The 15499-nt window shown below is 48.4% G+C and carries 10 protein-coding genes; 2 read left to right on the top strand and 8 right to left on the bottom strand.

What is annotated here, in order from left to right; genetic code table 11:
• Window positions 1-46: 46 nt before the first annotated feature.
• Both OCV37_RS12555 and OCV37_RS12560 read right to left on the bottom strand, forming a co-directional pair.
• On the bottom strand, window positions 47-253 hold the full coding sequence (locus OCV37_RS12555) for a RebB family R body protein (RefSeq protein WP_038182976.1): 207 nt from the start codon (window positions 251-253) through the stop codon (window positions 47-49).
• A gap of 112 nt (window positions 254-365) precedes the next feature.
• Window positions 366-1532 carry an AraC family transcriptional regulator gene (locus OCV37_RS12560; protein ID WP_051680672.1) on the bottom strand — a complete coding sequence of 389 codons (1167 nt, stop codon included), beginning with the start codon at window positions 1530-1532 and terminating at the stop codon, window positions 366-368.
• A gap of 482 nt (window positions 1533-2014) precedes the next feature.
• Between OCV37_RS12560 and OCV37_RS12565 the strand changes: the two genes are divergently transcribed.
• Window positions 2015-3535, top strand: coding sequence for a catalase (locus tag OCV37_RS12565; RefSeq protein WP_038182974.1), 1521 nt, complete (start codon window positions 2015-2017; stop codon window positions 3533-3535).
• 133 nt (window positions 3536-3668) lie between these two features.
• Window positions 3669-4154: an ankyrin repeat domain-containing protein gene (locus OCV37_RS12570; protein ID WP_038182971.1), complete on the top strand. Its 486-nt coding sequence runs from the start codon at window positions 3669-3671 to the stop codon at window positions 4152-4154.
• Between the two features lie 59 nt (window positions 4155-4213).
• On the opposite strand, the gene OCV37_RS12575 is transcribed toward OCV37_RS12570, so the two are convergent.
• The 6 genes from OCV37_RS12575 to OCV37_RS12600 all read right to left on the bottom strand — a co-directional run bounded on the left by OCV37_RS12575 (window position 4214) and on the right by OCV37_RS12600 (window position 14584).
• Complete coding sequence (locus OCV37_RS12575) at window positions 4214-7333, bottom strand: efflux RND transporter permease subunit (RefSeq protein WP_051680671.1); 3120 nt, start codon at window positions 7331-7333, stop codon at window positions 4214-4216.
• Window positions 7333-8520 (bottom strand): efflux RND transporter periplasmic adaptor subunit, encoded by a 1188-nt coding sequence (locus OCV37_RS12580; protein ID WP_051680667.1) that lies wholly within the window; start codon window positions 8518-8520, stop codon window positions 7333-7335. Before OCV37_RS12580 ends, OCV37_RS12575 begins: the two co-directional genes overlap by 1 nt.
• Window positions 8521-8672: 152 nt before the next feature.
• Complete coding sequence (locus OCV37_RS12585; protein ID WP_038182968.1) at window positions 8673-9857, bottom strand: sensor histidine kinase; 1185 nt, start codon at window positions 9855-9857, stop codon at window positions 8673-8675.
• On the bottom strand, window positions 9854-10543 hold the full coding sequence (locus OCV37_RS12590) for a response regulator (RefSeq protein ID WP_038182965.1): 690 nt from the start codon (window positions 10541-10543) through the stop codon (window positions 9854-9856). Before OCV37_RS12590 ends, OCV37_RS12585 begins: the two co-directional genes overlap by 4 nt.
• A gap of 484 nt (window positions 10544-11027) precedes the next feature.
• Window positions 11028-12449, bottom strand: coding sequence for a PTS transporter subunit EIIC (locus tag OCV37_RS12595; protein WP_051680665.1), 1422 nt, complete (start codon window positions 12447-12449; stop codon window positions 11028-11030).
• A 368-nt stretch (window positions 12450-12817) separates the two neighbouring features.
• The gene (locus tag OCV37_RS12600) at window positions 12818-14584 is read right to left on the bottom strand and encodes a methyl-accepting chemotaxis protein (protein ID WP_169739373.1); all 1767 of its coding nucleotides are present in this window, start codon (window positions 14582-14584) and stop codon (window positions 12818-12820) included.
• Window positions 14585-15499 lie beyond the last annotated feature (915 nt).

Below are 15499 nucleotides of genomic sequence, written 5' to 3' on the forward strand. Positions count from 1 at the left end.
TGCTCCTCTTAGTCATGAAAGATGACGATTCATCTTTCAAAGCCGGTCAGGATGACGAACTTTTCAGTGCAATGGCGTAAATCAAACTCGAACTCAATGCCGTGTTAGTCACGACAATGGTCTGTATCTGCTGCTGGACCTGAGTCGCATTTTCTGCGGCCCGACCAAGTGAGGCGGCAACCAGATTCATTTGCGTGTTTCGTGAAACCTTGGGTGTCAATTCGCTTAACAACTTCTGAACATCAATTTCCATCTTCCGGCTTCCTGCGCCATCCTGTGACTGAGTTTCATATTAGGATGAAGCCAATTGGATAACTTGGCTTAACGGATGAATAATCACGGCTTATCCGGCAATAAAGCGGTGACTAATGGGTAACGAAATAATCGTGTTCCTGACGCTGCACCTGCCGATACTCTCTTGGTGTAGAACCGGTATAGCGTTTGAACATTTTTTCAAAATGACTGAGGTCGCCAAACCCGGCACTCATGCACACATCGGTGATCTTGATTAAAGGGTTGGTCATGATCAGACGTTGCGCTTCACGAATCCGAAGCTGGCACAATATGGTTTTGAATGAACTGCCCAGATGTTCCCGGAACAGATAGGATAAATGAGAGGCACTGGTATAACTGGCAGCAGCAATCTGGCTCAGAGAAATATCTTCCTGAAAGTGCTCACTCAGAAACATTAATGCTTTGGACAATGCAGGATGCATGTTGGCCCATAAAGTGGGGTCATTGCGGAGTAAATGCTCGATCAAGTCCACTTTTGGGGTTGCTTTCTGACACAAGCCTAAATGGGCCAGATCATCCGTCGATATCTCGGTTTTCTCCAACGACATAATTAACAATAATATATTTTGCAATTGGCTAACATTGCCGGGCCATTCATATTTTTTCAGTTGTTCCAGAGCATGATCAGAAAATAAAACCGGTCGTTCAAATCGACTCAAAATGAATCGAATATGCTGTTCGATATCTTGTTTTCTTTCTCGTAAAGGTGGCAAATGAAAATTAAATTGCGGCACTGAAGAACCTAATATTTTAGCAATAAACTGTTGCTCTGAAGGTAAGCGATAAAAAGGCTCCGAACAGGAGACAATTAATCGAATCTTATTCTTCCTTAATGCTTCCTGAAATGCATCCTGTGTGAATAAAAAAATCAATTCATCTTTAAATGAAGGATCTAATTTATCAACCTCTTCCAGATAGATTGTGCCATTCCCGACTTGCTCAATACAGCGGCTAAGATAGTCACGATATGCCTGCGCATTGTGAAGATTTGCGGGAACACATATAAATGGCTCTCGGGCACGAGAGCTGTGATAGTGAATATTGCATGCGACATCTTTCTTTTCGCACCCCGGCTCACCCGAAATGAATACCGGAAAATTAACTTCGGCGGCAAAGCGAATTTGCTGTTTAATCCGCTGGATCAAATTCGAATCCCCCAGAATGGGATAAAAAAGGTCTTTGTGGGGATTGAAAGAGTCAGGCGATGGATCGTATAAGTGATTTGTTTTATTTATCATTGTTTAATTCCTTTTATTTACCGTTGACGTCAGCGTTTCATGCTAAACGGGACATTTTGGTTAATATTGGAATTTACGATGATCTTTACGGTCTAAATGATGCTGATAATATTTATACACATCACAAGCTTTCGCCAGTTATTATCATAAATAATATTTAAAATATCAGTATTTCTATCAAAATTGTGATTGGCATTTTATCATTCAGTATGTTTATTATTTTAAACAAAACTATCAATTTAACGTTACCAAAAACATTCAGTCTTTTAAGTCAACCTAACCATACTCTCTTTATGATAACGCATGAAAAGTGATGTTGATTTTGATGTAACCTATGAGATACCTATCTCGATTAAATCACATTATTTATCGTTTTTTCCCATCATATTAATCGTTAATATTCATTTTATTCATAAACTTTCATAAGTGTATACTCGATTTCGGGCAGAAAAGGGCTTTTGTCATCCATGAAGGAAATCATCATGCAAACGTCAAAAGGCTTTTTAATCATAATAATAGGACTGGGATTACCCCTGCTAAGTCAGGCTCAGTCTCAGACGCTGACCCGGGACAACGGCGCCCCGGTTGGTGATAATCAAAATTCTATGACCGCAGGTAGCAGAGGCAGTGTATTACTGCAAGATGTTCACCTGATCCAAAAATTACAACGCTTTGCCAGAGAACGGATCCCTGAACGAGTGGTTCACGCTCGTGGCACGGGTGCCCACGGAGAATTTGTCTCCAGTGGCAATTTCAGTGCCCTGACAACCGCCGCACCGTTTACGCAAGCCGGTAAGAAAACCCCGGTATTCGTCCGTTTTTCAACCGTCATCCATCCGAAAGGCTCACCAGAAACGCTCCGCGACCCGCGTGGATTTGCGACCAAATTTTATACCGATCAGGGCAACTGGGATCTGGTCGGCAACAATTTACCGATTTTCTTCATTCGCGATGCGATCAAATTTGCGGATATGGTGCACTCTCTGAAACCCTCTCCGGTAACCAATGTACAAGATCCTAACCGCTTCTTTGATTTCTTTAGCCATGAGCCCGGCTCAACCAATATGTTAACGTGGGTTTATTCCAATCTCGGCACCCCGGCAAGTTACCGGATGATGGACGGGTTCGGTGTCCATGCTTATAAGTGGATTAATGCGCAGGGCGATGTGAAATATGTCAAATTCCACTGGAAGAGCCAGCAAGGCGTCAAAAGTTTACGCCCTCAGCAGGTGGCCGAAGTTCAGGGCAAAGACTTTAATCATCTGACCAATGACCTGTACCGGCAGATCAACGCCGGCCATTATCCGAAGTGGGATTTGTATGTTCAGACCCTCACCCCGGAAGCATTGTTTCAACTCGACTATAACGGGCTGGATGCCACCAAAGAGTGGCTCGGCGTGCCGGAAACCAAAGTCGGCACCATGACACTCAATCGCGTGCCGGACAATTTCTTTCAGGAAACCGAACAAGCCGCCTTTGCTCCCTCGAATCTAATCCCCGGGATTGAACCCTCGGAAGACCGGCTGTTACAGGGTCGCCTGTTCGCCTATGCCGATACACAGCTCTATCGTATTGGTGCAAACGTCGCACAATTACCGATTAACCGCCCGCTCGTTCAGGTGCGTAACCATAATCAGGACGGGGCAGCAAACTTGGGGCAGACCGATTCAGATGTTAACTACGAACCAAGTTCAAAACTCAATTGGTCTGAAGATACCCAATATCGGGCGCTGAATACCAAACTCAACGGCACGGTCCAGCAAGCTCCCATCAGCCAGCCACGTAATTTCTATCAGGCAGGCGTGTTTTACCGGCGTCTGAGTGATCAGGATCAGCAAGATCTGATTACCAATCTCGCCGCCGATCTCAGTCAGGTTCATGACCCCAAAATCAAGAACACCATGCTGAGTTACTTCTACCGCGCCGATCAGGATTATGGCAAGCGGTTGACGCAAGCGGTGGATGCCAAGCTGACGGACGTCATCAAACTGGCTGAAATGTAAACCATTTGGTTCACGAGACAATACAGCTCTTTTCTGCCCGAATAAGAAGCTGTCTCGTGAGCCATCCCCCGAAACACAAGGTGTAGCCTCTGCCAAATCCAAGTTGACGTGGCATCACCAAGTGAGGTTTAAGATGAAACCATTGTATACCCTTTGTTTACTGTTGATTCCCTGTTGGTGTTTTGCCAACGCCCCAACGCCGCCGACTGAACCACCCTCGTCCCGACAAACCACTGGCGGTGATGAAGATGAACTGGTCCGGCTGTTTTTTGCCGCTGCACGGGTCGGCCAGACGGAGGTTCTCGCGACCTTTTTGGATGCCGGTTTCCCGATCGATCAACGTAATCCGCACAGCTACACCGCCCTGATGGTCGCCGCCTACAACGGGCAGAAAGCCGCAACGACGTTATTAATCAAACGGGGGGCTAACGCATGTATTCAGGATAAACGGGGCAATACCGCGATCATGGGGGCCATCATCAAAGGTGAGTTTCAGATTGCCAGACAGCTTTATCAGGCTGACTGTGATCCCCGTATCCGCAATCATGCCGGCCTGACACTGGAAGCATTTGCGGAAAAGTATACCCAAGGCGGGATGCCTGAAGTTTTACAGCCATAACCCTTATCCCGATACGCATCATTTTTGCGTCCGATAAGGCACCGTGCTCCCCGGTTCACTCATTGTGCCTCATCAGATGTGAGGTATTGCTCTCCATCGGCTGTCCCGGAAGGATTCGCTGATGAATGGTTGCGAGCTTCGCGGGACAATACCAAACTTAACGCCGCGGGTAAGACGGTCAGTGTTATCACCGTCGCGACCATCAGACCGCCAATGATGGCATAGGCCATCGGCCCCCAGAAGACCTGCCGGGCGATGGGCAACATCCCCAGAATGGCCGCAAAGGCAGTCAGTAAAATCGGACGAGCACGATGGGTCGCTGCCAGCACAATCGCCTCTGAGCTGCCTTTGCCTTTGGTAAGATTAATATCCACTTCGGCAATCAGAATGACCGCGTTACGGATAATCATCCCCACCAGTGCAATCATACCGAGCATCGCGACAAACCCCAGCGGCACACCGGTTGGCAGTAACGCTGCCACAATACCGATCAAGCCAAATGGTGCGGTAAAGAGTGCCAGTAACATCCGTGAGAAACTGCGTAACTGAATCATCAATAACGTCAGCATGACAATGAGCGTCACCGGTAACACGGCATAGATCGAGTCGTTGCCTTTATCGGATTCAGCCACCGCGCCCTCTTCTGTCACGCGATAACCGAAGGGAAGTTTCGCCCTGAACTGCTGCACCGAACCAGCCAATGCGTCGGAGACTTGTTGGGCCATAAAACCGGGTGCCGTATCGGTCTGCACGGAGATGAACGGCTCTAACTGACGCCGCCAGACAATCGGGTCAGTAATCGTATAGGTCACGCTCGCCACTTGTCTGAGAGGCACGATTTGTCCTTGTCCGTTTGATAACTGCAAATCGGCGAGCGCCTGAATATCATGTTGTTCATCAACACCACCTTTCACCACGATATCAACCGGATGGATGCCTTCACGCAGAGAAGCAATGGTTTGCCCGGAGAACAACGTCGCGAGTTGTTCGGCGATCTGCTGACGGCTCAGACCAACTGCTCTTGCCGCCGTCGGATCCACCACCACCCGGAGTAAGCGTTGTGGCTCCCCGGAGGTCAGATTGACGTCTTTGGTATACGGATGATTCGCCACATCATTAGCTAAATCCAGAGCCAACTGGCGGACTTTGCCAAGATCGGGGCCACTCACCCGGTAACGAATCGGCCAGCCAACCGGCGGCCCTAACTCCAGCGGAGAAACCCGGGTGACCCACTGGCTAAACGATTGATCCATGATCGTCTCTAGCTGGTGGCGCAAGGTATCGCGCACATCGGTATTTTTCGCCACCACCACTAACTGAGCAATATTTTCCTGATTTAACAAGATATCCATCGGCAGATAAAACCGCACCGCACCGGAGCCTACATAGCTGGTGAAGTGAGCGATATTCGGATTGCCCGCCAGTTGTGTCTCCAGCTTCTTCACCTCTGCCAGCGTCTGGGTTTGATCGGCGTTTGCCGGCAGTCTCATGCTGACCAACAGCTCCGGGCGATCCGAAGCCGGGAAAAATTCAGAATGTAACCGTGTACTCAGGATCGCGGCGATCAGCAGTAAAGTGAATGCCACACCCAATGTTTTCCAGCGATGCTGCAAAATCGTTTCGAGTAACCGCCGGTAGCGGCTCATCTTTGCACCGGCCCCGTGATGGCGGTTGAATGTTGTCGGTAACAGCCATACGCCCAACAAGGGGGAAAACAGTATCGCCACAATCCACGAACACGCTAAGGCAATCACTACCACCATAAACAGTGAGTAACAATATTCACCGGCACTGGAGCTGGCAAACCCGACCGGGATAAACCCCGCCATCGTGACTAAAGTGCCGGTTAACATCGGAAATGCAGTATTTTGATACGCCCAGGCAGCGGCCTGACGTTTCGGCCAGCCCGCTTCCAGTTTAGAGACCATCGCTTCAATGGTGATCATCGCATCATCCACCAGCAGCCCCAAGGCAATGATCAAGGCCCCCAGCGAGATCCGCTGTAAACCAATCCCGGCGAGTTCCATTCCGGTAAATGTCATTGCCAGTACAATCGGAATCGACACCGCGACCACCAGTCCGGCCCGGGTCCCTAATGAAACAAAAGAAACCCCCAGAACAATTACGACCGCTTCCATAAGCACATGGACAAACCCGCCCACCGCGTCTTTGACGACTGCGGGTTGATCAGCCACTTGAGTCACCTCGATCCCATAAGGCAGATGATGACGGATCGATGCAATTGCGGCGTGCAGATGCTCGCCGAATGCCAGCATATTACCGTCTGCCGACATGGAAATGGCGAGCCCAATCGCAGGTTGACCATTGACCCGGAATAACGGAGCCGCCGGTTGTGCCGGTTGTGTGTAAATATCGGCAATCTCTTGCAGGGGAATAAAGCGGTCATGGATGCGCAAGATGACCTGACGCAGGGCATCCACGGACTGGAAAGCCCCGCTCACTTGCACGGCAATTTGCTCATGATCGGTGCGAATGATCCCGGCGGGAGTGACTGCATTTTGCGCCTGCAAACTGTCGATGACTTGTTGCGCATTCAGATTCAGCCCCGCAAGCCGTTTCGAAGAGATAGCAACCACAAGTTGCTGCTCTTGTGCGCCTAACACCTCAATTTTACTGACATCCGGGACCCGCATCAGAATGGAACGGGCATTGTCTGCCTGCGTTCGTAGCTCTTTGGCACTGAATCCATCGGCGGTGAACGCATAAATCGTCCCGTACGTATCGGCAAATTCATCATCAATCACGGGGCCTTGCGTCCCGGCGGGTAACTCCGGGGCTAAATCCCTCATTTTTTTGCGGGTCAGATACCAGATATGATCCACTTGATCCGGCGGCGTCTCATCGCGCAGATTGACAAACACCACGGTTTCACCGGCATGGGTATAACTGCGCAGATAATCCAGATGCGGCAACTCTTGTAATTTCTTCTCGATTTTATCGGTCAGTAATTGGGTGGTTTCCCCGATGGTCGCCCCCGGCCAGCGGGCTGACACCACGACGGTTTTGATGGTAAAGGCCGGGTCTTCATTGCGGGGGAGATGTTGAAAACTGAAAACACCCATCACCACAACCACCAGCATCAGAAACGAGACCATTTGTTGATTTTGCAGTGCCCAAGCAGATAAGTTAAAGCGCGGCTCAGAAGATGTCGGTTGCATTACTCTTCTCCTGCCATCAAGGTCACGCTCTGCCCGGGACGCAGCTTATCCACACCGGCAACGACGATGCGCTCACCGGGATTCAGTCCCGCGGAAACCTGAATCGAGGTATCACTGAACTGAGCCACTTGTATGGGCTGTAAGCGCAGGGTTTTGGTTTTTAGTATCGGATCAACGACATACACGGCGGGTTGATCCCCCACGCGTGTCAGTGCGCTTTTCGGAATCACCAACTGCTGAGTTGTAGCCAGGGACAATTGCCCTTTGACGATCGCCCCCAGATTCATCTGCGGTGGTGGATTGGTGAGCGTGACTCTCACGCGATAAGTGCGGGTATAAGGATCGGCTTGCGGGGTAATATCCCGCAATTGCGCAGCCGTTTTAATGGTCAAATCGGACAGTAAGGCGACGCTAATCCGGGGATGATCAATCTCGGTTTGCAACACTTGTTCGGGGACTTCAAAAACCGCATCCAAACGATGATTATCGGCCAGCTTCAAGATTTGTTGCCCCGCCTGAACCACCTGTCCCTGATTGGCGGATGTTTCACTGATGACGCCATCCTGAGGGGCTTTCAGTTGGGTAAACTGCATATTATCCTGCGCATCGGCCACTGCCGCCAAGGCGTTGTCGAGACGCGATTTGGCGGCTTGCCAATCGGAACGTGACTGATCATAAAGCGCCCGGGAAATCGCGCCTTTCGGGAGCAACGCTTCCATGCGGGCAAAGTTGTCGCGGGCGAGCTGCTCTGCGGCCCGGGCACTGTCTTGTTCAGCCCGAGCCTGCTTCAAGGCATTTTGAGCACTGCTGGTATCCAGCGTTGCCAGCACATCGCCCTGACGGACATGCGCCCCGACATCGACCCGACGTTCGAGTATTCGCCCGCTAACCCGAAAACTCAGCGATGTCTGTTGATAGGCCTGAATATCACCGACCTGAGTGATGGTCGGTGTCATTTCAACCGCTTTCACCACCAGCGTTTTCACCGGACGAGCAGACGGAGACTGCGTTGTCTGAGGAGCGGTATCACATCCGCTGAGACAAGCAATCATCATCAGACCGATACCACGTCTGATACACCACACATGTTTTGCCAACAAGCAATCGTGCTTTGCTAACGCAGCCAATAAATCGTGAACACGCCATGAGGAGTGTTTCGCAAACAACGGAACAGCAGGAAATAACATCGGGATGATGTCCTTTAAGTAAACGACGACTAAGTCACACGATACTCAGGAACATCTAGACTCTTTAAAGAAAGTATCAATGTTTCATCAAGACGTTCCATCAAGACCCATCCATCCGCGCTGATCCTGCGCCGCCACACCGCTGCAAATGTTCAAACCGGGACATGTTTCGGCAGGATCACGTCGAAACAGAGTCCCCGTCCGGCAGCAAGAGTGACCTGAATATCGCCCTGATGCGCCTGACAAATCGCTTTAGCGATCGATAACCCCAGCCCGCTCCCGCCTGAACGGCGGTTTCTCGACACCTCTTCACGACTGAACGGTTCAAACATGTTATCGACATAATCCGCGCTGACGCCCGGCCCCTGATCGATAAACTGAATCTGCACCTGTTCGGCCGAGTCTCGCACCGTCATCGTCAGCATCTTCCCTTCGGCGGCATAACGTAACGCATTTTCCATCAGAATCAGACACACTTGCCCGATTCGCTCCGGATCCACATTGCACATCACCGTCTCCGGGGCATCAAGCGTAAAGGTCATTGATTTTTCCGTCGCATGAGGGGCTAACCATGCCATGCGCTCTTGGATCAATGCACTGAGATTGGTCGGCTGACGCGATATCGATAGTTGTCCGGCCTGCGCTAGCGATAACAAATGTAGATCATGAATCAGGACATTGAGGCTGTTCAACTGGCGCATAATCTGTTCAAGATGTTCCGTCGAGGGTTCAAACACCCCATCCATGATCCCTTGTAAACGTCCCATCGCCGAGGTAACGGGAGAGCGTAATTCATGCGCCATTGCCACATTAGAGCGTTTGAGTTTGGCTTCGTATTGCTCCAACTGGCGAGTCATTTGGTTGAAGTCATACACAAAGCGCGACAACTCAGAAGGAATCTGCTCAATTTCCTGACATTGCACGGTGAAATCCCCTTTGGCAACATGTCTCGCGGTCCGTGCGAGAGACATAAATTGCCTCGCCAGAGGGCGGATACCGCGTAAGCCCAGCCAGATAATGATGGGGATCGTCAGTAAAACCAGCAGTAATAAAATGAGCCAGTCCATGGTTGCCACCGAGGTATTCACCACGCCGTGACCATAATATTGTTCAACCAGCGTGACGTAACGTTCCCAGTTTGATTCTGGATTCTGTTGCAGCAATGAAAACTCCGCCCGCACCGGTGCCGGCATGTCATAAAATACCCACAGATTCCATAAAGCAAAGCGTAGCCACATACACACCGCAATCAGTACCACGGTGCCGATCGTCAATGAAATGATGCGTGACGAAATCCATCCCCACAGCGATAACTTTCCTTCGTGGGTCAGTTTCATGAGCAGAACCGATAGCCGACCGAACGGACCGTTTGCAGCACATTAGAGATGCCGGTCTTTTCCAGCTTTTTACGTAAGTTATAGACGTGCGTATCAATGACACGCTCTAAAGCATCACTTTCCGGTAAACAGGCTTCAATTAACTGTAAACGTGAGAAGGCTTTGGTCGGATACTTCAACATCAAGGCGAGCAATTTAAATTCGGTATGGGTTAAATCCAGAACATCTTGCGTGTCATCTGCCGTGGCCACCCAAGCATGCATGGCAACTAAATCTACATGTAAGTTGTGGTAGGTTAAGTGATCCTGAGACGAAGTATGATGCTGCGTGCGCCGCAGCACCGCTTGCACCCGGGCAACCACTTCACCGGGATGATAAGGCTTCACCACATAGTCATCGGCCCCATAACGCAATGCACCGATTTTATCCGGGTCATCACCCATCGCACTGACCATGATGATCGGGATGTTGCTCTCCCGCCGGATTTGCATCAGCAACTCAGTCCCGCTGAGCAGCGGTAACATAATATCTAACAGGATCAATTGCGGTTTCCACTGGCGATAAAGTAATAATCCTTGCTGCCCGTCGCCCGCAATCGCGACGTCAAATCCATCACGCTTGAGGTAAGCTTCCAACACATTGGCAGCATCAAAATCATCTTCGATGACTAAGATTCTTTTGCTCATTTGGTATCCCTTGGCAATCTATTAAGACATGTTAAAACAAATATTGATAACGCACCGTCATGCTGACATGACAATCAAGAATCTGAAGCCATAGACCCAATGATATTACACCAGCATTTCAGACTGAAACAGCGCGACGGGCCATTCTTGACCGTCGTGTTGACTGCACAGATGTTGCGCCGATCACCGTCAAGCAACCGCCCAAAAGGAAAGAGGTTAAAAAGAAAGTGTTCACCGGGGGAAAATAACCGGGGAAAAATGATAAAAAAGGATTGAGGCGAATGCGCTCAATCCTATCCCTGAATCATGACGTCGCCACGTCTTCCGCTTCCGCGATTCAATATACATCCTAACGGTACATCAGATAACGCGATCCCATCTTGCCATCGGCCCGCTGGGAACCGTTTCTCTGATAAGCGGCGGTTCCACTGCCCATCCCCATAAAATTGAATCGGGAAACGAAAACTTATCGGCTCAGCCGCAATTATTTTGCCATCGACGCAGGCACCGGGGTCGCAGCTTTCTCTCCACGGGGTTCACCGAAGAAGAAAGTCAGCGTCACAGCAATGATAATCCCGACAACCGAACCTACGATGGCAGCCCAGACGGATGCATCCACGCCCGTCGCAGGAATATATTGCGGAAATGCCAGAATACTGGGCAGAGCGAATGAAAAGACTTTGGTCTGATACAAACCAATAATCCCGCCGCCAATCGCACCACCGACACAACCGAAGATGAACGGCCGTTTACGCGGTAAAGTCACCCCGTAAATCGCCGGTTCAGTAATGCCGAACAATCCGGTGGTAAATGCAGAACTTGCCAGCGCTCTGGTTTTCGGATCGCGGGCTCGGAGGAAAACACCTAATGCTGCACCGGCTTGTGCCAGTACCGCCGCCAGACACAATGGTCCAATGGTATCAGCGCCCAGTATACTGAGGTTGTTGATCATGATCGGCACGAAGCCCCAATGCAGGCCAAAGATCACAAAGACTTGCCAGAATGCCCCGATCACCACACCGGCAATCATGGGGCTGATGCTGTAAACAACCTCGAATCCACCGGCCAGTAAATGGCTGACCCAAGTGGCAGCCGGGCCGATCAGCAAGAAGGTCAGCGGCGTGGTAATCATGATACACAACAGTGGTGTAAACAGATTCGTGACGGCACTGGGAATATACTGTTTCAAGAATTTCTCTAGCTTACAACTCACAAACGCAGCAAAAATAATCGGCATCACTGAAGCCGCATAGTTCATGAATGTCACCGGAATACCGAGAAATTCGAGACCGGCAGCATCCGGTAATTGCTGAGCATGGAAAGCCGCGAGCATGGTCGGATGCACTAACGCCCCGCCGATCGCCATCGTAACAAATGGATTACCGCCGAATTTCACACCGGAGGTATACCCGAGAGCAAGCGGGAAAAAGAAGAATAGTGCATCACTGGCCGCATTGAATATCTGGTAAGTTCCGCTCTCGGTTGTCAAAACCTGCGTTGCAACCCCCAATGCCAGCAAACCTTTCAGGATCCCGGATGCTGCCATGATGCCGAGTAACGGCGTAAAAATACCGGAAACAATATCAATGAATGTCCCGAGGATTCCCTGTTTTTCTTTCTTGGCTGACGTCTCTTTACTTTCAGTCGGCACGACACCACCATGCTGCAGAAAAGACTGGAGTGCGTGGAACACATCACTGACGTGGTTGCCGATCACAACTTGAAATTGTCCGCCGCTTTCTACCACGGCGATCACTCCGGGATTTTCTTGCAACGACTCCCGTTGCGCCACAGACGTATCAAACAGTTTGAATCTCAGCCGAGTCGCACAATGGACCAGACTATCAATATTTGCAGCCCCGCCCACAGCCTCAACGATCTCGGCAGCAAGTTTTTCATAAGCCATAAAGTAAGCCTCACATTATTTATAATTCACGTACCGGGAGCAAAAAAAAACCTGAAAGAGTCACGTTCATATTTCGATGAACCGACCCTTTCAGGTTTTGCCCGCTTTCACGGTAACAATCCTAAAGTTTAAAAAGCCAATAAAAAAACCTGACCATTCGAAGTCACCTTAAAGCGGCTTTATCACTTCGTCTGTGTCAGGTTTTGCCTGCATACCATGCAGTAGCAATCCAATATAAATCCGTTTTACCTGCTCTGATTCAATCAAACAATGAGGAACGATTGTGATTGTGAGATCGATCAGGTAATTGATTGCATTATTAGAAGCAGCGCAATTTTTCGCATGGGTGCGTGGCTTCAGATCTTCCGTTATACCTTATATTGTTCAATCTCATGGAATAGTTGCTTCGAAAGTTTCTCTAATTTATCCGCCTGAGTAATGCCCTGTGTGGACTCCGCTTTCAGTTGACCCGAAACCGATTTAATCGATTCCAGTTTTTGGCTGACATCACCGGTTACATGCGATTGTTCATGGGATGCAGAAGTGATCTGTAACGTCATCTGACTCATTTCCCCAACCGATGTATTAATTTGATCAAGACATTTGCTGGTCGAAACCACATCTTCAACACATTTTCCGGTCAAATCGTAACTGTTTTGCATCATGTTTGCGACTTGGCTGGTTGAGCCATGCAGCTTCTCGATTTTATCTTTAATTTCCTCGGTGGAGACATGAGTCCGTTGAGACAACACCCGGACTTCATCAGCAACGACCGCAAAACCACGACCTTGCTCACCGGCTCTGGCCGCTTCAATCGCCGCATTTAATGCCAACAGATTGGTTTGTTCGGCAATATCCCGGATCGTGACCAGAATGGACTCGATCTGCTGGCTGTCCTGCTCAAGCATCCGGATGTTATGAATCGATTTCTCCAGCTCTGCAGATAATTGCTGAATCGACGATTCACTTTTAGACATCCAGCCAACCCCATCATCACAAAGTTCCACACATTGACGACACGATTCCGAGGTTAATTCAGCATTTCGGTATACTTCAACGGCAGAGCTCGACAGCTCGGATACCGCAGCAGCGACCAATGTAATATTCTCCTCCTGTCCGGCGATCTCTTTGCCCTGATGCTCGGATGAATCCGAAATATGATGGGATTCTTCGGTTAATTGGCGTGTCACCTGATTGATATGCTTCACCAGAGAATGAATCCGATCAATAAATGCATTGAAATTAGTCGCAAATTTACCGACTTCATCCTGACTATCGATTGGAATCCGCTTCGATAAATCCGCATCACCGGACGCAATATCCATCAGGGCATCATTGACCTTATCAAATTTTTTGAAGATGCCGAAAACAAGCACACTGATGCCCAGAATACCGAACAGAATAATCCCGGTAGCAATCAATAACTGCTTGATGAAATATTCATTGACTGGCTGATTAATCAGTGAATTTTCAACCGTAAAAACAAGGACCCACCCCATATCAGGCACAATGTAAGGAATAAGAGTAAACACCCGGCCTTTTTTGGTCACTGATGTCCGAACGCCATGCTGCTCTGCAATTCTAAATAATTTTTCACCTGAGGATGTCGAATTAAATTCGGATAAGTTCTTCATCACTAATTCAAGTTTCGGGTGGAAAATAATAAAACCATCCCGGTTGACTAACATGGCATCACTACCCGTCGGAACTTTGATCTGAAAAACTTCTTTCATCAAACGCTGCAAAGACAGAGCCCCGGCAACGACACCTGAAAATTGACCATTAAGATAGAGTGGTGTGGAAATCGATATCATGAGTGACTTTGAATGCCCATCTTTATAGGGCAAGGACACGAAATCAGAGCGGGTATTCAAGGCTTGCTTTAACCATTTCGTCTCACTGGTAAGAGAATCTGAATGAATCCCTTGGCTAAATTTCACATCGCCTTGCGTATCAATAAAATACAGGTCATCGAATCCCAGCTGTTTGAAGTGTTTTTTAAAGATGTCATTCACATCACGATCGGGGTTATGGATGGTATCGCGGATAATTGCCAGATTATTCTGGTGCTGTTTCATCCAGTTTGAGATGATCTTTGAATGCGTTTCTAATAAGCCACGACTTTGTTCCAGCACAGCCTCTTTACGATTATGTTCAAAAGTCCCGTAACTCAGATAAGTTAGGATTGATGTGGTGATAATAATAAAAAAAGCCGATGTGAAGATTATTTTTGATTTCAAATTGAATTTAACGATATGAAAGAAACTCACATTCATCACCCTTATCCTAAAGTCATTCAGCCATTTATCCCGATAATTAGCGGTCACAGGATCCAATACACATCGATTTGTTCAATCATTGGTTTGTTCAATAAGCAGTTTATTCAATAACCTGTTTATTCAATAAACAGTGAGCTAAATATCAGTAACCGGTTTAAAACCCACAAAAAAACCCAAACGAAAAGATCCCGGATCCGGAATATTTTTGTTTGGGTTTTGCCTGATTGAACAGTCACAATCCGATGTCTGTGGTTACTTAACCCCAACAGGCGAAGCAACTAAACTACGTTCGAGTATTCACGGAAGTAATCATAGCGTCAATAACAGGCAATAAAAAAGTGATCAGGCACAACAAACACAAATATAAAAGCGGAATTAATATCACATTTAGTTTAAATACGATGCAATAAATGGATCAGCGCCGACCCTCGCTTAATATGTATGACGTTGTCGGAACTCTGACGAATAGCCACACCGAATTTAAACCGCTCAATCCTGCCCAAAAACCGCCACGACTAAAGTCTGATGACGAATACCATGGTCATAAAAAGCACTAAAATATAGGATTTAGGTCACAATTAACTTAATTAACAATTGATGTTTTGAATACAGGCGCGTAGCTTTATTTCATTCAAGGATTGTAGCTACATTACATCATGTAGGTAGGCAAAACCTGAACCTGAGTTTCTTCGTGAAGATAGAGGATACTTAGGTTCAGGTTTTTTTTTGGCCTAAATCCGGCGGTCTCTGATGATTCCGTACCCATTATTT

The organism is Vibrio rhizosphaerae, assembly GCF_024347095.1.
Lineage (GTDB): Bacteria > Pseudomonadota > Gammaproteobacteria > Enterobacterales > Vibrionaceae > Vibrio > Vibrio rhizosphaerae.